Raw genomic sequence first — 19,192 nt, 5'->3', positions numbered from 1 at the left:
TGATTACCGCAGTATGAAGGCGGTGAACAGCACGTCGCTGACCACCTGCTTCGGTTGTCCCTTAACCAGCGGCGGGCTGAGCACGTCCTTAATCTGCGCCACCAGCTGTTGCTTCCCTTGTTCATTGGCCAACTGACTCGCTTCCTGACGGGAAAGCAGCATCAGCAAGCGGCTGCGCACCTCCGGCAGAAAATCGTTCAGCTGACGGCGGGTACTTTCGTCCGGCAGGCGCAGCGTGAGGCCGATATACAGCACGCGATCCGGGTTGTTGTCCGGCGTCACCAGGTTGACGGTAAAGGTGTCGAGCGGCATGAACACCGGCGCGGCCGGCGGTTGCTGTTTGACGGCGGCCGGTTCGGCGCCGTTTTTATGCTGTTGCAGCAGCCACCAGCTGTAGCCCGCGGCGCCACAGGCGACGACGCTGATCAATACCAGCAGGATGACCAGAAGGGGGCGTTTCGGTGCTGCCGGAAGGGAGTTCTGAGACATAGCCAAATCTAATTCCTGTTGTTCCACCCGCGGCCTGCGTGGCGGCGGGCATAGCGCGCGGCAAAGCCGCACGCATGACATGTAAAGGTATTATCGCGTCTATCGCGGCGTGCAATAGCCTGAATAGACGCGCAAATGGGTGCCAGCTTGGGCGTTTGCGGCGGCTCAGGCGAAAATATCGACGCCGTTGACCGCACTGGCCATGCGCTGCAACGCCACCGGCGCGCTGACGCCGTCGGCGGCCGCAGCCTCGCCGCCAGCGTGTTCAGCATAGCTGGAACGCCCCTGGCCATTGGAAGCCTGCTGCTGCGCCTGTTGCCATTGCGGGGTGGACTCGCCGCCCACGCTGCTCTGCCCCAGGTTGATGCCGCTCTCGGCCAGCGCGTGACGCAGCTGCGGCATCGCCGCTTCCACCGCCGCGCGCACCTGACCGTGGGCGGAGGCAATGTGCAATTGCGCCTGCTGATCGTCCAGTTTCAACGTGATCTGCAAGGCGCCCAGCTCCTGCGGGTGCAGGCGCAGCTCGGCGCTTTGCTGGCCGTTGCGGTGGAACATCAGCACCTGTTGGTTCAACGCCTGCTGCCATTCCGGGCTGCCCAGCTGCGCGTTTAACTGCGGCGTAGGCGGCGCCGTCACCAGCGCGCCGGCCGGGGCGGCCGTTTGCGTGGGGCTGGCGGCGGCCAGGGCGACGGCGTGATTGAGCGTCGTCGGCTGCTGCGTATCGCTCGCCGGCAGCGGTTGAGCGGCACTGGCGCGCTCGCCGCTGGTCGGCTGCGGGAGCGCCGCCGTGGCGCTATCGCCGTCCGGGGCCGGCGTTTTCGCGCCTGTCACTGCTGGAGCGGGGGATGCCGATGAACGCGCGGCGGTTTTATCACCGGCCGCCGCAATGTTCAGCAAGCCGTTGCCGGGCTGCAGTGCAGTCGCCTCGTCAGCGCTTTCCACCGGCAGCGAGCGTTGGCCTTCGGTCGGTTGCGCCTGGGCGACGATCGCGGCCGGCAGCATGGCGTACAGCGCCTGCAGCGTTGCGGCATCCAGCTCTTTGGCGGCGGCGATCGGCGGCTGCGCCGGTTTATCGCCGGCGACGGGCGCGTCGGCCTCGGGGCGTTCAGATGAAAGCGCATCGGCTGAGATTGCCGGGTTCTCCAGCAGGCCGCCGCGCTCGCCGAAGGCGGCCAGCAGTTGATTGAGCTGGTTGCGGCTCAGGGCCGGGGCGCGTTCATCGTCCGCGCTCAGCGTGACCGGCGGCTGTTTGCCATCGGCGGCGGGCGCGAAACGCGCGCCGAGCAGCTGGGCGAATGCCGTCGACAGTTGACTCTCATCCAGCGCCGACGTCAGTTCGGCCAGGCCGCCGGCATCGCCGGGTAAGGCCAGGCCGGGCAGGGCGTTCAGATTCATGGGTTGATATTCCTTTGTGCACTGCGTTGAGCGAACTCATCCATCAGTTTTTGATCCCGTTTATTCTCCTGCTGCTGCTCCGCATTTAAGGTGCGGGTATGCAGGGTCTCGAAAGCGTTCAACCGCTGTTGTTTGTCTTGCCATTGCTTCACCGCATGATCCACTTTCTGCCCCCACTGCAGCAGCTGCTGGCGGTGCTGGTCGATGGCCTGTTCCAGCGTGCCGATAAACTGCTGGTAGTTTTGCCAGCGTGAGCTGTCCATGCCGTCGCAGAGCGTATGATTCAGCTTCTGGCGGTATTCGTCCTGATAGTTGAGCAGCATCGACAGCTGTTGCTCCGCCGCCTGCTGCGCCTGCCGAACCTGGCCCAGCTGTTGCGCGGCTTGTTCTACCGCGTCCTGCGCCAGATCGCGCAGGGTAATCAGGGGTGACTGTGATTTCATCGCTCTGCGCCTCTGTGACGTTAAACAATCAACTGCTGCAGCTGTTGACAGGCTTCATCATAGCCGCTGCGTTCAAAGATGCCCTGTTGCAGGTACGCCTCCATCTGCGGGTACAGCGTCATCGCTTTGTCCAGCAACGGATCGCTGCCGGCCGCGTAAGCGCCGACGCTGATCAGATCGCGGTTGCGCTGATAGCTGGCCAGCATCTGTTTGAAGGTGCGAACCCGGCGATAATGCTCCTCGTCGATCAGCGACGTCATGGCGCGGCTGATTGACGCTTCGATGTCGATAGCCGGGTAGTGGCCGGCCTCCGCCAGGCGTCGGGACAGCACCACGTGGCCATCGAGGATGGCGCGCGCCGAGTCGGCGATCGGGTCTTGCTGATCGTCCCCCTCGGTCAACACGGTGTAGAAGGCGGTGATGGAACCGCCGCCGCTGATGCCGTTGCCCGCGCGTTCCACCAGCGCAGGCAGTTTGGCGAAGACCGAAGGCGGATAACCTTTGGTCGCCGGCGGTTCGCCGATAGCCAGGGCTATCTCACGCTGCGCCATGGCGTAGCGGGTGAGGGAATCCATGATCAGCAACACGTGCTGCCCGCGATCGCGGAAATCCTCGGCGATGCGGGTGGCGTAGGCCGCCCCCTGCATGCGCAGCAGCGGCGATACGTCCGCCGGCGCGGCGATCACCACCGAGCGCGCCCGGCCTTCGGCGCCGAGAATGTTCTCGATAAAGTCTTTGACCTCGCGGCCACGCTCGCCGATCAGGCCAACGACGATCACATCCGCCTGGGTGTAACGGGCCATCATGCCGAGCAGCACGCTCTTGCCGACGCCGGAACCGGCGAACAGGCCCATGCGCTGGCCGCGACCGACGGTCAGCAGACCGTTGATGGTGCGCACTCCCACGTCCAGCACCTGCTCGATCGGCGTGCGCTGCAACGGGTTGAACGGCGCGGTGATCAGCGGCGCGCGGTAACCGGTTTCCGGCGACGGCAGGCCGTCGAGCGGTTTGGCGCTGCCGTCCAGCACGCGCCCCAGCAGCGCCGGGCCGAGCGGCAACTGCTTGCCGGCGCTTTGGCCTTCCGGCGCGATGCGGGCGTAAACCCGCGCGCCCGGCACGATGCCTTCCACTTCTTCCAGCGGCATCAGGAACAGCCGCTGGCCGTTGAAGCCGACCACTTCGCTTTCCACTTCCTGCACTTCACCGGCGTCGTGCCGTTCGATGAGGCAGGTCGCCCCGAGCGGCAGCTGCAGCCCGGTGGCCTCCAGCACCAGCCCGGTGGCGCGGGTCAGGCGGCCGTAGCGGCGCACCGTCGGCGCGCGGGCGATACGTTTTTCCAACGTATCCAGAGAGCTCAGCCAGCGGCCGAGACGCGCGGTCATCAGACTTCTCCCGGTGCCGCCAGGCGACACAGTTCATGCCAGCGCGTCGCCAGACTGGCGTCGAGATCGCCTTCTTCGGCGCTGACCTTGCAGCCGCCCGGGTGCAGTTCGCCGTCCGCCAGCAGGCGCCAGCCGTGCAGGCTGAGGGTAACCCCCAGTTGCTGCTCGACGCGGGGGTAGTCGTCCGGGTGGACCCGCAGCTGCGGTTTGCCGTTGAACATCGGCTCCTGCTGGATCAGCTGTTGGATCTGCGCGAGCAGGGCGGTGCCGTCGCACACCGGCGGCTGGCCCAGCACCTGTTTGGCGGCGGTCAACGCCAGCTGCATCAGCCGGGAAGCGATCACGCTGTCGAGCGCGTCCAACGTGTGCTGGAATTCGGTGACCAACTGCTGCCAGTGGGCGGTCAGCGGCTGTTGCTGCTGCTGCGCTTCCAGCAGCCCTTGCTGACGGCCTTCTTCCAGACCGGACTGAAAACCGGCCTCATAGCCTTTTTGCTGGCCGTCGGCATAGCCCAATTGCTGGCCCTGTTGCTCGGCCTGCAGCCGCAGCGTCGCCAACTGCTGTTGCAATTCGGCCTGCGCGTCCGGCGACGGATCGCTGTGTTCGAGATCCGGCAGCGGCGGCAGTTCGAACGCCGGTTTCTGTTCGCCCAAATCGTTGAGCGACCAGGGCTGCCAGGGCAGGGTGTTAATGCGATCAGACATAGGTGTCCTCGCCGCCGCCGATGATCATTTCGCCGGTTTCCGCCAGGCGTCTCACCACCAACAGGATGGCTTTCTGCTCGTTCTCCACCTGCGACATGCGAACCGGGCCACGGTTGGCCAGATCGTCGCGCAGGATGTCGGCGGCGCGTTGCGACATGTTCTTGAGGAACTTCTCGCGCAGCGGCTGTTCGGCGCCTTTCAGCGCGATCAGCAGCGACTCGCCTTCCACTTCTTGCAGCAGGCGCTGGATGCTGCGATCGTCGACTTCCACCAGGTTTTCGAACAGGAACATCTCGTCGATGATCTTCTGCGCCAGCTCGCCGTCGTATTCGCGCATCGCGTCGATGACCGCTTCTTCCTGCTGGGTTTTCATCAGGTTGATGATCTCGGCGGCGGTGCGCACCCCGCCCATTTTGCTGCGTTTGAGGTTCTGACCGTCGAGCAGGTTGTTCAGCACCTCGGTCAGCTCCGCCAACGCCGCCGGCTGCACGCCGCCGAAAGTGGCGATACGCAGCATCACGTCGTTGCGCAGGCGTTCGTCGAACAGGGCCAGAATATCCGCCGCCTGGCCGCGTTTGAGGTGCACCAGAATGGTGGCGATGATCTGCGGGTGTTCGTCGCGGATCAGGTCGGCGGCGCTCTGCGGCTCCATAAAGTTGAGCGTTTCCATGCCGGTGGTGGTCTCGCGCGATTCGAGAATGTCTTCCAACAGGCTGGCGGCGCGCTCTTCGCCCAGCGCCTTGACCAGCACCGAACGCAGATAGTCGCTGGCGTTGACGCTCAGCGCCGCGTATTGCTCGGCGTCGTCTTCAAACTCGGTCAGTATTTCGCCGAGCTGTTTGTGCGACACCTGGCTCATGCCGGCCATGGTGCCGCTCAGCAGCTGTACTTCGCGCGAGGAGAGGTGCTTGAACACCTCCGCCGCGCGATCTTCACCCAGCGTCATCAGCAAGATGGCGCTTTTGTCGGTTCCGGTCAGGCTCATATCTCGTTACTCATCCATTGGCGGATTACCAGAGCGACCACGCGCGGGTCTTTGTCAGCCAGATCGCGGATCCGCTGGCTCTGGACTTCTGCGCTGACGCGCTGCTGCGATTTACGACGCTGCGCCAGCTCCTCGTTGCTCGGTTTGCTGCTGTCGACCGCTTTGGCGGCAGGCGCGTTGGCGGCGGCGATGGCGGCCTGTTGCGCCGCCTGGCGCTGTTGCAGCTGCGGCCGCACCAGTTTGCGCCACAGCAGCCAGGCAACCAGCAGCACCAGCAGATAGCGGCCCGCGTCGATCAGGCGATCGATAAACGACTGGCTCTGCCAGAACGGCAGTTCGCCACCGGTCACCTGAGCGTCGGTAAACGGCGTGTTGACCACGTTCAGGGTATCGCCACGGCTGCTGGAGTAGCCCATCGCTTCACGCACCAGCGCTTCGATCTGCGCCAGCTGTTCTTTGCTCATCGGTTGCGGTTTGCCGTCTTTATCCGCGCCGAGGTAGTTGACCACCACGGCGACCGACAGACGCTGCACGGTGCCGGCTTTTTGCTGGGTATGGCGGATGGTGCGATCGAGCTCGTAGTTGGTGGTCGCGTCGCGACGGGTATTTTGCGGCACGCCGCTGGCCGCCGCGCTGCGGGTGGTCGCGGCGTTTTGCGCGGTGGCGTTGGCGTTATTACCCGCCGCCGGCTTGGCGGTTTCAATCGGCGCCGTAGGCGGAGCGCTCGGTTGGTTGGACAGTGCGCCCGGCACACCGCCGACCTGCGGCCCGCCGATCTGCTCGCTCAGGCTGGTTTGCTGTGAGCGGATGGCGGCTTTATCCGGCTGCTGGTTAGGTTGGTACTGTTCATCGGTTTGTTCGCGCGTGGCGAAGTCGATCTGCGCCGTGACCTGCGCACGCACGTTGGCACTGCCGACCACCGGGGCGAGGATCGCTTCGATGCGGCGCTGGAAGCCGTTTTCGACTTCGTTGGCGTATTTCAGCTGCGAAGCATTGAGATCGCGCCCGGTCCCGTCGGACTGAGTCAGCAGGCGGCCGGCCTGATCGACCACGGTCACGTTGCCCGGCGGCAGACCGGCGACGCTGCTCGACACCATATAAACGATGGCGTTGATCTGGCCGTCGTCCAGCGCACGGCCGGGTTGCAGGGTCAGCGTTACCGAGGCGGAAGGGGATTTTTGTTCGCGCACGAACAGCGAAGGTTTAGGCAGCGCCAGGTGAACGCGGGCGTTTTGCACCGGCCCCAACGACTCGATAGTGCGCGACAGCTCGCCCTCGAGGGCGCGCTGATAGTTAATCTGCTCGCTGAACTGGCTGATGCCGAATTTTTCCTGATCCAGCAGTTCGAAGCCGACGGCGCCGCCTTTCGGCAGCCCCTGCTGCGCGAGGCGCAAACGGGTTTCATGCACCTTTTCCGCCGGGATCAGCAGCGCTGCGCCATTCTCGGCGAAGCGATAAGGGATATTCATCTGCGTCAGCTGGGTGACGATGGCGCCACCGTCGCGGTCGTTCAGATTGCTGTACAGCACGCGGTAGTCGGGGCTTTTCACCCACAACAGCAGTGCGACGACGATCGCGATCGCGGCGGAAGCGGCGACCAGCAACGGAATTTTCGGGTTGGCGCGCAGACGGTTCCAGATGGCCTGCAGGCCGTTGTCGCGGCTTTCGCCGGCGGTTATCGAAGCACTCATTTTAGGTCTCGTCCTTCAATGGCGCTCACGATCCCGTACGGGCCGCTGAGCAGCTCCCTGCCAGGCTGATGAACGGTATGGTTAGCGTTGTGTGACAAAACAGACTCCCTGATACACATATCTTCTAAATAGCGGCGCTCCCATTTCTGGGCAGGCCATTATTCGCCTTATCAGACAATTCCGATTGCCCGATAAGCCGGGTTTTTTGCAGTTAATTAACCGCTTTAGGTCCGAAAACGCTGTGCTAGGGTGTGCATCATTGGAGAAGTACAGGGTGAAAACGTCACCCGGCGAGACGAGAGGATTGAGGACCAGATGGCGATTCAGGGCATTGAAGGGGTACTGCAGCAGATGCAGACCATGGCGGTTCAGGCCGGCAAGATGGGGCAAAATGCGGCGCCGCAGGGCGTCAGCTTCGCCAGCGAACTGACCGCGGCGCTCGGCAAGATCAGCGACACCCAGCAGACGGCGCGCAAACAGGCGCAGGACTTTGAGCTGGGCGTGCAGGGCATCAGCCTGAATGATGTGATGGTCGATCTGCAGAAATCGTCGGTGTCTTTGCAACTGGGTGTCCAGGTGCGCAACAAGCTGGTGGCGGCCTACCAGGACATCATGAATATGCCGGTGTGATGAACGTGCCGTCCATTTTTCAGTGAAATTTGGCTCGGCGCTGTTAGCCTATGGCGATGGTTATAGGAGGGATAGGATAATGTGTAAATCGCTGTGCCTTGCTCTGGCCATGATGGCGTTATCTGGATGTGCCGGCCAGAATGATGACTATCCATCGGCGCAAAAAACGGCGCCTCATCAGGATGCCGGCAAAGAGTGGAAGGCGTTTGTCGCGCCGCTGTCGGTGAAGACACAGTCGCCCGGCGAGCGTGAAATGAAACGCGCCGCCCGGTAAGACTGAAGCCGTGACGCCAGTCGATGGACAAAAAAAGCCAGCTATCGAAATAGCTGGCTGAAGGTGCGATAAAACATTTATGTGATGTAGGAGCGCCGACGCACGTTCGAGGTGCATCAACGCGAACATCATATTTGTTATATTATAACAAATCAATGCTGCCGTGCGTTTGCCTCAGCCCGCTAACGCCACGATGCGCTGGTGGGCGCTTGCCAGCCCCTGGTCGCGGCCGTGCGGCTTCATGTCCAGCCCTTCGGCATAGATGAATTGCACGTCGCCGATCCCCATCAGCCCCAGCACCGAGCGCAGGTAGGGCGTTACGGCGTCGGTCGGATGCCCGGCGTGCATGCCGCCGCGTGAACTGAAGACCACCGCATTGACGCCTTCCACCAGCCCCACTGGGTAGGTGGCGGTATAGTTGAAGGTCATCCGGGCGCGGGCCACCAGATCGAACCAGTTTTTCAGCTGAGTCGGCACGTTGAGGTTGTACATCGGCGCCCCGATCAGCAACAGGTCGCTCTCTTTCAGTTCGGCAATCAGTTGATCGGAGAGCGCCACCGTGGCTTTGGCGCGCGGGCTGACATTTTCCGCACCGCGCAGCGCGCTGAACAGCTCGCCGTCCAACACCGGCAGATCCAGCGCCGTCAGATCGTGTTCGACGATCTGATCGTCGTATCCTTTCGCTTTGCGCGCCGCCAGATAGCGGTCAATCAGGTTATTGGTCTGCGAGTTATTTCCCATAATGCTGGATTTGAGAGCCAGTATTTTTTTCATGCTGCTGTCCTCTGACGGTAATCTGTGGTTTTCACCGGGGACTCCGGAATGACTGCAGGTTATCATTGCTTAAGGTTCACCAGTGGTGATAGGTTTTCACCTAATTGATTCCATATTGGCAACATTAAGATGAAAAGCGATCTGAGTGCGCTGCCGGCCTTTGTTGCCGTAGCGGAAGGCGGCAGTTTCGCCGCCGCCGCAGAGAAACTGCATCTGACGCGTTCTGCGGTCAGCAAAATCGTGTCGCGTCTGGAGGCGCGGCTGGGCGTGATGCTGTTTATGCGCACGACGCGCAGCCTGAGCCTGACGGACGAAGGCGCGCTGTACTATGAACACTGTCGACAGGCGTTGGCGAACGTTCAGGCGGCGGAAAACCAGCTCGACAGCGGCAAGATGCAGGTCAGCGGCCGGCTCAGAGTCTCGGTGCCGGTGCTGTTCGGCCACCTGTGCATTGCGCCCTTGTTGACGGCGCTGGCGAATGAGCATCCGTTACTGACGCTGGAAATCTCATTCAGCGACCGCAGGATCGATCTCGTCGACGAGGGATTCGATCTGGCAGTGCGCATCGGCGAACTGGCGGACAGCGGCAGTTTGGTTGCCCGACGTCTGGGCGAACATGGCATGCTCCTGTGCGCGTCGCCCGACTACGTGCGGCGCTGCGGCGAGCCGAGCACGGTGGAAGCGTTAAGCCGGCATCAGGCGGTGGGGTATCTGCACGCCGGCGCCGTGCTGCCGTGGCAGCTGCGTGGCGAAAACGGTGAGCTGCAATCGTTCAGCCCCCCGGCCAAGATGATGATGGATGATATGCAGGGGATCGTCGATGCGATATCCGCCGGCGCCGGCATTGCCTGGCTGCCGGAGTGGCTGGTGCGCGAGCGGCTGATGGCGGGGACGTTGGTGGAGATCATGCGCGGTGAGTCCAACCTCAGTTTCCCGGTCAACGTGGTGTGGCCCTATATGCCTTACCAGCCGCTCAAGGTGCGGCTGGCGGTGGACAAACTGGTGGCTGAGCTGCCCGCAAAATTGGCGCTTGTGCCGCCGCCGTTATCGCAGCGGTAATCACCGCGTCGCAACCGACAGGAAATGGGGGCAATGTCCCGAATAGAGGGGCGAACATTGTGCTGTCAGGCTTATTGAATGTGCCGGTGAGCGTTTATTATGGCCTTATTAGTAGGGTTATTATTCGAGGCAGGTCAATGAGCAGTAAAAGCGAATCCAGATGGCGCCTGATCAGTATTTTAATGCTGGCGGTGTTAGTCGCGTTAATTGGCGTGTTGGTCAAACTGGATTGAAGTCTGACCAGGCGATAAAAAACCTGGCCGTTTTATTGTGCGGCCAGTAAACGCATCATGTCTTCTTCATACAGTAAGGCTAACAGCCACACCCCCAACAACATTATTGCCAGAGAAAATAATCGCTTTTCATTGCGCATCGTTTAATTCGCTTTCGGCGGATAGACGTGGCTTAGCGTATCTCAGCGTTGTTACAACCGTTAGGGACTTGTGTTAAATAAAGCCATTTTGTTGCGCGTCTATTTATGTTTCTCCGGCGACCATCGCCTCAACGCCCTGAGAGCCGGGTTCCATAATCCTTTGGTGGCCGCGAATGGCGGTAGGCGCGAAACCGAAGCGTTTGCGAAAACGTTCGGCGAAACGCGACGCGCTTTCATAACCCACATGCTGCGCGATGGCGGAAATCGGCCAGTCGGTCGATTGCAGCAGGGCCAGTGCGCTGCTCATCCGGACGTCGATCATCAGGTTGCGCAACGCGGTGTTTTCCATCGACAGTTTGCGGCGCAACATCACCTCACTCATCGACAGGCTCTCCGCGACTTTGGCCGCCGTCCAAATGCTGTGCGGATCGGTCGCGAGGCAGCGACGCACCCGCTGCGTCAGATCCTTGGCTTCGTTGTGAATAAAGCGAATGCCGAATTGGGCCAGCCACAGCAGAATTTCCAGCATTTTGTGCCGCACGATGATGGTGGGAAAGCGTTGCCGCAGCGTCAGCGCCAGGCCGGTGGTTTCAAAACTGTGCTTTAGGGCGCAGGGCAGATTGCGCAGCGCTAGGACGGCATCGAACGGCATCGCCGCCGGCGTTTCCTCGGCCGGAGGTTGGACGGTGAGCAACAGGGGATCGCAGGTCAGCAGTTGGCAACTGAATACGCCGTCTTCGGACGGGCCGTTAATAATGTCCACCGTTTGCCCGCCGTCGATAATCAACAGCTCGCCGGGATGAGCGACCACTTCGTGTTGTTGCCAGCGTACGCGCTTATGGCCTTGTTGTATCAGATACAGATGTGGTTGCTCAAAATAGACTGAAGGGAATAATAATTCAGTATACTGAATGATGTGCGCTGAGGCGCCAATTCCAGGACAGAGATTAATTGTACGTTCCATCGATATTCATTTCGCAGCCATTATCTGGGAATATCTTTACGCTTTGATCCGCGCTGGAGCAACATTTTTCCATGGGCCGTGAAACACAGCGGCGAGTTTTATCTATCAAAAATCAATTTCCTGATGAACAGAAAACGTCCGTGTCGGGATGATGTTTATCCATTAAAGTGAGAGCCAGGCTCGAAGCGCGCATTTTACCAATTACCCATAAACTGAATAATTCAAATGCCATAGATTAATATCCTAACGTAACCCGAGGGTAATAGCGCATAGTGCTATTTAATCCATTTTCGTCAGTATTGTCGATCTTATCGGACCTGTGGCTCTCCCAGCAGCAGCGCGCGGTCATGAAACTGGCCGTAGGTGTTGTTGACCACGTTTTGGCGCGTTGACTGTTCAATAAGCGTTTTCAGCTCATCCATCCGTTGCTGCAACAGACGTTTGAGCTCGGTTTCGTTGTCGAGGATCTGTTGCAGCTTATTGCGCAACATCTCCTGCAACGCCATGGACGGGCCGGCTTGCCCGGTAAAGGCGGCGGTTTTTTCCACCGCCGTCACGTAGGCGAACTCAAGCTCGACGAGCTCTTCCCAGCGCCCGGTTTGCGCCAGCGCGATCATTTGGCTGCTCAGGGTGTAAATTTGTTGATAAGCGGCTAACAGCTGCTGTTGACGTTCCATTACACGGCGTCCTGCGAAGGTTGGTAGTTGGGGCCGATCTGGCGCCAGGCGTCGGCGATGTTTTCCAGCAGTTTGACCACCTCGGCAATCGCCGCTTCGTCGTTGTGCAGATTGGCCTGCATCAGGCGACGCTTCATATAGTCGTATAACGCCGCCAGGTTTTCGGCGATCTCGCCGCCCTGCTGAGGATCGAGGCCGCTTTTCAGGCCGTTGTCGATGATGTTGATGGCTTTGGAGAGCGCCATGCCTTTGCCAGCGATATCGCCCTGGTTCATCAGGATGCGTGCGCGAAGCAGGGCGCTGAGCGCCCCGTCGAACAACATCACGATTAACTGGTGCGGGCTGGCGCTCATGGCGCCGCTTTCCAGACTGACCTGTGCATAGGCCTGAGTGCCGCTACGGTTATACATGCTGTTTTCTTTGCCTTGTTAAAGGGTTACTTGAACTGTTGAGCCAAATAGTTACTGGTGCCGTTCATTTTCGACATCATGGTATCCAGCTGAACGAACTGTTGTTTATAACGATCGATGGTGTTTTGAATGCTGGCCGTGACCGTGGTGATCTGGCTGTTCAGGCGATCGAGGTTAGTGTTGATGCTTTTGGTCGAGTTCTCGATGATGCCGCCGGATTTGATGTAGCTCTGGATCTCGTTGTGGATCTCGGTGGCCATGCCGGTGTCTTTGCCGTTACCGACGAAGAAGTTGCTGACCTGATCCGGCTTCTCATCCATCGCTTTCTTCAGCTTGGCGCTGTCGATTTCCAACTTGCCGGTTTTGGTGTTGGTGGAAATGCCGAGGTTGCCCAGGCCTTTCAACTCCGGGTTGTCCTGGGCGGCGCTCAGCGCGCTTTTGATCGACGACTGAATGCCGCGCAGGGTGTTGTCGCCCAGCAGCGGGCCGTTGGTTGGGTTTGGCGCTTCGCCGGTTTTCACCGGGGTGAACTTGGACAGCGAGTTGAAGGTGTCCAGCAGCGAGTTATAGCTGTCGACCCACTCTTTGATCTTGTCGGTGGTGCCGGCGGTGTTGGTGCTGATCACCAGGTGTTGCGGTTCATCGGTTTTGGTTTTGGTTTTCAGATCGATGGTGACGCCCTGCAGGGCATCGCTGATCGAGTTGGTGCTGCGTTTGATGGCCGTGCCGTTCACCATCAGCTCCGCGTCCTGCGGCGCGACCGTCTGCTTCATGGCGGTGGTGGTGCCGCGGGTGGCGTTGTAGTTCAGGATATCGCCCAGTTTGTCGTCATTGTCGACCTGGAGGGAGATCTTGTTGTTTTCGCCGGTGGTGGAAGAGCTGATCGCCAGCTGGTAGTCGTTGTCGCCGACGCGCATGATGCTGGCGGTGACGCCGGCCTTGGCGCCGTTGATGGCGTCGCGCATCTCAACCAGCGAGGTTTGATCGTCGCTGAGCGGGATTTTGGTTTCTTTCGGCGGGTTGCCGGCGGTGATGGTCAGAGAGCGGTTGGTGATGCCTTCTTTACCTAATTTTTCGCCCTGGTCGCTGACTTTCGCCTGAGTGGTCAGGGTTTGCGCCTGCGCCAGGTTCTTCACTTCCACCACATAGTTGCCCGGCACCGCCTTGGCGTTGGTGGTGATCTTGAAGGCGTCATGTTCGGTGGCGGTGGTGGCCTTGAAGAAGTCCTCTTTCGCCATCTCTTTGCTGAGGTTGTCGAATTTTTCCAACGCGCCCTTCAGCGTGCCGTAACCGGTCAACTGGGCTTTATAGCTGGATTGTTTGGTGGTGTAAGGGGTCAGGCGCTGTTGTTCCGCTTTAGTCAGCTTGTCCAGCAGGCCATTGAGGTCGAGTCCTGAGCCGAGACCTAATGAACTGATCGTTGCCATGGGTAATTCTCCTTGATTATGACTTTATTCGCTCTACGCGTTATCGGCCCAGTGATGAAAAAGTTTACCGAAAAAAACAAAAAACCGATGGCGCAATAGAAGAGGGAAAAACCGCGTTATTTCCGCCATTGCGGCGGACGCAAAAAAAATTAAAAAAATTCTAAAGGTTGTTAGGGGAGGGCCGATACCTGAGGGGACGGTGGTTGACGCCGTGGGCAAACAAGCCCGAACCTTTTAACTGTGTTGCGAAGAACGCAACTGACTCGTAAGGAAAGCAAACAATGGCACAAGTAATCAACACTAACAGCCTGTCTCTGATGGCGCAGAACAACCTGAACAAATCTCAGTCTTCTCTGGGCACTGCGATTGAGCGTCTGTCTTCCGGTCTGCGTATCAACAGCGCGAAAGACGATGCTGCGGGTCAGGCGATCTCCAACCGTTTCACCGCTAACATCAAAGGCCTGACTCAGGCTTCCCGTAACGCCAACGACGGTATCTCTCTGGCGCAGACCACTGAAGGCGCACTGAACGAAGTTAACGACAACCTGCAGAACATCCGTCGTCTGACCGTACAGGCGCAGAACGGTTCTAACTCCACCAGCGACCTGAAATCCATCCAGGACGAAATCACTCAGCGCATGTCGGAAATCAACCGTATCTCCGAGCAGACTGACTTCAACGGCGTGAAAGTGCTGAGCAGCGATCAGAAACTGACTATCCAGGTTGGCGCTAACGACGGTGAAACCATCGATATCGACCTGCAGAAGATCGATTCTGGCAAACTGGGTCTGACTGGTTTCGATGTAACCGAAAAAGGCACCAAAATTGGCTCTGCAATTGCCGATAAAGCCATGGTTAAAGATGACACCGGTAAAGATGTTGCTTTCGACCTGGCTGAATCTTCCAAAACTGGTGGCGCTTTAGAGAAAGCGACTCTGGTTTCCGGTAAAGACAAAGACGGTAAAGAAGGTTACTACATTCAGACTACTGATGCAGCGACTGGCGCAAAAACCTACGCTACTGCGAAAATCGACGACAAAGGCGTTGTAACCAAGGGTGCTGACGTTACTGACGTTAAAGATCCACTGGCAACCCTGGACAAAGCGCTGGCACAGGTTGACGGCCTGCGTTCTTCTCTGGGTGCGGTACAGAACCGTTTCGATTCTGTTATCAACAACCTGAACAGCACCGTGAACAACCTGTCCGCTTCTCAGTCCCGTATTCAGGATGCTGACTACGCGACCGAAGTGTCCAACATGAGCCGTGCCAACATCCTGCAACAGGCTGGCACCTCTGTTCTGGCACAGGCTAACCAGTCTACTCAGAACGTTCTGTCCCTGCTGCGTTAATCGTCTCTCCCGATTAACTGTCGCAAAGAAACCCCGCTTCGGCGGGGTTTTTTTATGCTCGCGCACCGCGCGGTTATTACATGGCGCAAATAAAGCCCGTTTTGTGCGACTGTTCAGCCGATTGGCATTTCGCCCCCTACGCATAATAGCGCTGACTCTCTTATCCGCAGGTTTAAGACATAGTGAGCGATCTGTATACCGCCGAAGGCGTGATGGACAAAAATTCTCTCTGGCTGCGCTACGTCCCGTTAGTGCGCCACGAGGCGCTGCGCCTGCAGGTCAGGTTGCCCGCCAGCGTGGAGCTTGACGACTTGCTGCAGGCCGGGGGAATCGGGTTATTGAACGCCGTTGAGCGTTATGACGCCCTACAGGGAACCGCCTTTACCACCTATGCGGTGCAGCGCATTCGCGGCGCGATGCTCGACGAGCTGCGCAGCCGCGACTGGGTGCCGCGCAGCGTGCGGCGCCACGCGCGCGAGGTCGCGCAGGTGATGCGGCAACTGGAACAGCGTTATGGCCGGCCGGCGAGCGAGACGGAAGTGGCGCAGACGCTGAATATCTCGCTGGATGAGTACCGTCAAATTCTGTTGGACACCAATAACAGCCAGCTTTTCTCTTACGACGAATGGCGCGAGGAGCATGGCGAAAACGCGGAACCGATGCTGGAAGGGCATGAAGAGGCCAACCCGCTGCATCACCTGTTGGAAGGCAGCCTGCGCCAGCGAGTGATCGACGCCATCGAGGCGTTGCCGGAGCGCGAAAAAATGGTGCTGACGCTGTATTACCAGGAAGAGTTGAATCTCAAAGAGATCGGCGCCGTGCTGGACGTCGGGGAATCCCGCGTCAGTCAACTGCACAGTCAGGCGATCAAACGGCTGCGTGCGCGGCTGGCGAACGATACCTGACGGCGGGCTGCCGCCCCCTCAACTCGATGACTCATGCGACAATCGGACTGCCCCTTATGCCAGGAATACTGTTGAAGAAACGGCCGCTTAGCCGTTACCTGAAAGATTACAAGCACAGCCAGACCCATTGCTCCCAGTGCGGTAAATTGTTGGACCGCATGGCGCTGGTGTTTCGCGGCAAGATAATCAATAAAGAAGCCATCGCGCGCATGGACCAGCCGATCGACGATGCGGTCTGGCAAAACGTGCAGCATGAGCTGACCGCGCTGTGCCGCTTTTGCAGCGAGATTTCCTGCAACAGCCACCCGAGCTATTTCGACATCATGGCGTTCAAGCAGTATCTGTTCGAACAGACCGAGATGAGCCACAGCACCATTCGCGAGTACGTGGTGCGGCTGCGCCGGCTGGACGAAATGCTGGTGGCGCGTAATTACCCGGCGGACAAGTTCGCCAACTGCGCCAGCCATCAGCGCATTATCGACGATCTGCCTACCGCAGCGCACAACAACTACCGCATTGCGCTGCGCAAATACGATCAGTATCTCGCCTGGCAGCGCAGCTACTGAGATTTTCCCCGGCCGCTGGGCCGGGGTCTGCGGATCCCCCCGTGATAAAGGATGATTATTCAGTTCACATCTGCTAAATCTATCGGTTATCAGATGTTGATACTCGATTCCCTGGGGGGAAGTAGTGAACCTGCAACAACAACTGGCGCAATTTCCGCGTCTGGATCTGGTTGGCGTCGCCACGCCGCTGGAAAAACTGTCCCGTCTCTCCGATTATCTCGGCCGTGAAATCTACCTTAAACGTGACGATGTCACCCCTATGGCCCTGGGCGGCAACAAGCTGAGAAAGCTTGAGTTTCTGGCTGCCGATGCGCTGAGGCAAGGCGCCGATACGCTGGTTACCGCCGGCGCCATTCAATCCAATCACGTGCGCCAGACGGCGGCGGTGGCGGCGAAACTGGGCCTGCACTGTGTCGCGCTGCTGGAAAACCCTATCGATACCCGCGCGGAAAACTACCTGACCAACGGCAACCGCCTGTTGCTCGGCTTGTTCAACGCCGAAGTGGTGATGTGCGAAGCGCTGCACGATCCGCAGCAGCAACTGGCGGAGCTGGCGACGCGCCTCGAGGCGCAGGGCTTCCGGCCTTACGTGGTGCCGGTGGGCGGCTCCAATGCGCTGGGCGCGCTGGGATACGTGCAGTGCGCATTGGAAATCGCCGAACAGAGCCAACGCAGCAACGTGGCGTTCAGTTCGGTGGTGGTGGCGTCCGGCAGCGCAGGCACCCACGCCGGGCTGGCGGTGGGACTGCAACAGCTGCTGCCTGAAACCGAGTTGATCGGCGTGACGGTCTCGCGCACCGTGATCGATCAGTTGCCGAAGGTGGAACAAATCCAGAAAGCCCTGGCCTGTTCGCTGAATATCGACGAACTGGCGCCGATCGCGCTGTGGGACGATTACTTCGCGCCGCAGTACGGCATGCCGAATGAAGAAGGCATGGCGGCGGTGCAGCTGCTGGCGCAGCAAGAGGGGGTATTGCTGGATCCGGTATATACCGGCAAAGCGATGGCCGGTTTGATCGACGGCATCGCCCAGCGGCGTTTCCGCGACGAAGGGCCCATCCTGTTCGTTCACACCGGCGGTGCGCCGGCGCTGTTCGCCTACCATCCGCAGGTGTAAATGCCGCTTGTTATTCCATTTTGAACTATATTTATAAAGTTATATTCCTTTATGCGGGCGGTCGCACTGTTAAAGTGCTGATATCAAAAAAGATAAATAACACACAGGGGTGTTTATGATGTTTGCGAAAGTTCGTCGTCAATGGTTGTTGGGCGTGGTGGGTATTGCGTTGGCCGCCGGTGTGACGACGCAAACCTACGCCGCCGATAACCTGCTGCAGCAGGTGAAACAGCGTGGCACGCTGATCGTCGGGCTGGAAGGCACCTATCCGCCGTTCAGCTTCCAGGGTGAAGACGGCAAGCTGACCGGTTTTGAAGTGGATTTCGCCAACGCGCTGGCGGAACATCTGGGCGTGAAAGCCAAGCTGAACCCGACCAAGTGGGACGGCATGCTGGCGTCGTTGGACTCGAAACGTATCGACGTGGTTATCAACCAGGTCACGCTCTCCGATGAGCGCAAGAAGAAATATGACTTCTCCACCCCGTACACCGTTTCCGGTATTCAGGCGCTGGTGAAAAAAGGCAACGAAGGCACCATCACCAAGCCGGAAGACCTGAAGGGCAAGAAGGTTGGCGTGGGCCTGGGCACCAACTATGAGCAATGGCTGCGCGCGAACGTGCAGGGCGTGGACGTGCGCACCTACGACGATGACCCGACCAAGTATCAGGATCTGCGCGTTGGCCGCATCAACGCCATTCTGGTGGATCGCCTGGCGGCGCTGGATCTGGTGAAGAAAACCGGCGATACGCTGGCGGTAGCCGGCCCGGCGTTCTCTCGCCAGGAATCCGGCGTGGCGCTGCGCAAGAACAACCCAGAGCTGCTGGCAGCGATTGACCAGGCGATCGCCGAGATGCAAAAAGACGGCACGATGGCGAAGATCTCCGAGAAATGGTTTGGCGCGGACGTAACTAAATAATGCACGAAAGTATTCAACTGGCGCTGGATTCAGCGCCATTTTTATTGAAGGGCGCAATACTGACGCTTCAGCTCAGCCTGGGCGGTATGGCGTTGGGGTTGCTGCTCGGTTTTCTGCTGGCGCTGATGCGCCTTTCACCGCTTTGGCCGCTGTCGTGGCTGTCGCGTATCTACGTGTCGCTGTTCCGCGGTACGCCGTTGATCGCCCAGCTGTTTATGATCTATTACGGTCTGCCGCAGTTCGGCATCGAGTTCGATCCTTTCCCGGCGGCGCTGATTGGCCTGTCGCTCAATACCGCCGCCTACACCTCGGAAACGCTGCGTGCGGCGATTTCGTCGATCGACAAAGGGCAGTGGGAAGCCGCCGCCAGCATCGGCATGACCCGTTGGCAAACCCTGCGCCGAGTGATCCTGCCGCAGGCGGCGCGCACCGCCTTGCCGCCGCTGGGCAACAGCTTCATCGGCCTGGTGAAAGACACCTCGCTGGCCGCCACCATTCAGGTGCCGGAACTGTTCCGTCAGGCGCAGCTGATCACCTCGCGCACGCTGGAAGTGTTCACCATGTACCTGGCGGCATCGCTGATTTACTGGGTGATGGCGACCCTGCTTTCCGCACTGCAAAACCGTCTGGAAGCCCACGTTAATCGCCAGGATCAGGAGTAG

Annotated in this window: 21 protein-coding genes; 9 read left to right on the top strand and 12 right to left on the bottom strand. The window is 59.5% G+C overall.

Annotation, left to right across the window (positions count from 1 at the left end; translation table 11 throughout):
• Positions 1–3: 3 nt before the first annotated feature.
• The 7 genes from fliL to fliF all read right to left on the bottom strand — a co-directional run bounded on the left by fliL (position 4) and on the right by fliF (position 7,089).
• Positions 4–489 carry a flagellar basal body-associated protein FliL gene (gene fliL, locus EDY99_RS11690; protein WP_033643515.1) on the bottom strand — a complete coding sequence of 162 codons (486 nt, stop codon included), beginning with the start codon at positions 487–489 and terminating at the stop codon, positions 4–6.
• A 165-nt stretch (positions 490–654) separates the two neighbouring features.
• On the bottom strand, positions 655–1,884 hold the full coding sequence (locus tag EDY99_RS11685; protein ID WP_123061773.1) for a flagellar hook-length control protein FliK: 1,230 nt from the start codon (positions 1,882–1,884) through the stop codon (positions 655–657).
• Positions 1,881–2,327 (bottom strand): flagellar export protein FliJ, encoded by a 447-nt coding sequence (gene fliJ, locus EDY99_RS11680; protein WP_123061772.1) that lies wholly within the window; start codon positions 2,325–2,327, stop codon positions 1,881–1,883. Before fliJ ends, EDY99_RS11685 begins: the two co-directional genes overlap by 4 nt.
• A gap of 20 nt (positions 2,328–2,347) precedes the next feature.
• Entirely contained in the window at positions 2,348–3,709 is a 1,362-nt protein-coding gene (gene fliI / locus EDY99_RS11675; RefSeq protein WP_004934781.1) for a flagellar protein export ATPase FliI, read from the bottom strand.
• On the bottom strand, positions 3,709–4,413 hold the full coding sequence (gene fliH, locus EDY99_RS11670) for a flagellar assembly protein FliH (RefSeq protein WP_033643511.1): 705 nt from the start codon (positions 4,411–4,413) through the stop codon (positions 3,709–3,711). Before fliH ends, fliI begins: the two co-directional genes overlap by 1 nt.
• A complete protein-coding gene (gene fliG / locus EDY99_RS11665; RefSeq protein ID WP_004934775.1) occupies positions 4,406–5,398 on the bottom strand; it encodes a flagellar motor switch protein FliG in 993 nt (330 codons plus the stop codon). Before fliG ends, fliH begins: the two co-directional genes overlap by 8 nt.
• Positions 5,395–7,089: a flagellar basal-body MS-ring/collar protein FliF gene (gene fliF / locus EDY99_RS11660; protein ID WP_033650870.1), complete on the bottom strand. Its 1,695-nt coding sequence runs from the start codon at positions 7,087–7,089 to the stop codon at positions 5,395–5,397. The genes fliG and fliF overlap by 4 nt, the downstream gene beginning before the upstream one ends.
• Before the next feature lie 315 nt (positions 7,090–7,404).
• Between fliF and fliE the strand changes: the two genes are divergently transcribed.
• Both fliE and EDY99_RS11650 read left to right on the top strand, forming a co-directional pair.
• Entirely contained in the window at positions 7,405–7,719 is a 315-nt protein-coding gene (gene fliE, locus EDY99_RS11655; RefSeq protein WP_047574769.1) for a flagellar hook-basal body complex protein FliE, read from the top strand.
• Positions 7,720–7,798: 79 nt separating this feature from the next.
• Entirely contained in the window at positions 7,799–7,993 is a 195-nt protein-coding gene (locus EDY99_RS11650) for a hypothetical protein (RefSeq protein ID WP_096242343.1), read from the top strand.
• 174 nt (positions 7,994–8,167) lie between these two features.
• On the opposite strand, the gene EDY99_RS11645 is transcribed toward EDY99_RS11650, so the two are convergent.
• Complete coding sequence (locus tag EDY99_RS11645; RefSeq protein ID WP_116286286.1) at positions 8,168–8,767, bottom strand: FMN-dependent NADH-azoreductase; 600 nt, start codon at positions 8,765–8,767, stop codon at positions 8,168–8,170.
• Between the two features lie 129 nt (positions 8,768–8,896).
• Between EDY99_RS11645 and EDY99_RS11640 the strand changes: the two genes are divergently transcribed.
• Complete coding sequence (locus tag EDY99_RS11640; RefSeq protein ID WP_046687329.1) at positions 8,897–9,826, top strand: LysR family transcriptional regulator; 930 nt, start codon at positions 8,897–8,899, stop codon at positions 9,824–9,826.
• Between the two features lie 476 nt (positions 9,827–10,302).
• Here the strand turns inward: EDY99_RS11640 and EDY99_RS11635 are convergent, their stop codons facing one another.
• From EDY99_RS11635 to fliD, 4 genes are all read right to left on the bottom strand, one after another.
• Positions 10,303–11,163, bottom strand: a complete 861-nt coding sequence (locus tag EDY99_RS11635; RefSeq protein WP_033643505.1) for a helix-turn-helix transcriptional regulator — start codon at positions 11,161–11,163, stop codon at positions 10,303–10,305.
• A 308-nt stretch (positions 11,164–11,471) separates the two neighbouring features.
• On the bottom strand, positions 11,472–11,840 hold the full coding sequence (gene fliT / locus EDY99_RS11630) for a flagella biosynthesis regulatory protein FliT (protein WP_033643504.1): 369 nt from the start codon (positions 11,838–11,840) through the stop codon (positions 11,472–11,474).
• Positions 11,840–12,250 carry a flagellar export chaperone FliS gene (gene fliS / locus EDY99_RS11625; protein WP_004934758.1) on the bottom strand — a complete coding sequence of 137 codons (411 nt, stop codon included), beginning with the start codon at positions 12,248–12,250 and terminating at the stop codon, positions 11,840–11,842. The genes fliT and fliS overlap by 1 nt, the downstream gene beginning before the upstream one ends.
• 26 nt (positions 12,251–12,276) lie before the next feature.
• Positions 12,277–13,677 carry a flagellar filament capping protein FliD gene (gene fliD / locus EDY99_RS11620; RefSeq protein ID WP_033643503.1) on the bottom strand — a complete coding sequence of 467 codons (1,401 nt, stop codon included), beginning with the start codon at positions 13,675–13,677 and terminating at the stop codon, positions 12,277–12,279.
• Positions 13,678–13,958: 281 nt separating this feature from the next.
• Here fliD and EDY99_RS11610 point away from each other — a divergent pair, with 281 nt between their 5' ends.
• From EDY99_RS11610 to tcyL, 6 genes are all read left to right on the top strand, one after another.
• Positions 13,959–15,026: a flagellin FliC gene (locus EDY99_RS11610; RefSeq protein ID WP_033643502.1), complete on the top strand. Its 1,068-nt coding sequence runs from the start codon at positions 13,959–13,961 to the stop codon at positions 15,024–15,026.
• 182 nt (positions 15,027–15,208) lie between these two features.
• Positions 15,209–15,931, top strand: coding sequence for an RNA polymerase sigma factor FliA (locus tag EDY99_RS11605; protein ID WP_004934752.1), 723 nt, complete (start codon positions 15,209–15,211; stop codon positions 15,929–15,931).
• A 56-nt stretch (positions 15,932–15,987) separates the two neighbouring features.
• Positions 15,988–16,497, top strand: a complete 510-nt coding sequence (gene fliZ / locus EDY99_RS11600; protein WP_033643501.1) for a flagella biosynthesis regulatory protein FliZ — start codon at positions 15,988–15,990, stop codon at positions 16,495–16,497.
• Positions 16,498–16,621: 124 nt separating this feature from the next.
• Entirely contained in the window at positions 16,622–17,614 is a 993-nt protein-coding gene (locus EDY99_RS11595) for a D-cysteine desulfhydrase (protein WP_033643500.1), read from the top strand.
• Between the two features lie 115 nt (positions 17,615–17,729).
• Positions 17,730–18,530: a cystine ABC transporter substrate-binding protein gene (tcyJ, locus tag EDY99_RS11590; RefSeq protein WP_089197172.1), complete on the top strand. Its 801-nt coding sequence runs from the start codon at positions 17,730–17,732 to the stop codon at positions 18,528–18,530.
• A complete protein-coding gene (gene tcyL / locus EDY99_RS11585) occupies positions 18,530–19,192 on the top strand; it encodes a cystine ABC transporter permease (RefSeq protein WP_025303237.1) in 663 nt (220 codons plus the stop codon). The genes tcyJ and tcyL overlap by 1 nt, the downstream gene beginning before the upstream one ends.

The organism is Serratia sp. LS-1, from assembly GCF_003719595.1.
Classification (GTDB): domain Bacteria; phylum Pseudomonadota; class Gammaproteobacteria; order Enterobacterales; family Enterobacteriaceae; genus Serratia; species Serratia ureilytica.
Note: the sequence above shows the minus strand (reverse complement) of the source record. Positions and strands in the feature narration are given on the sequence as shown.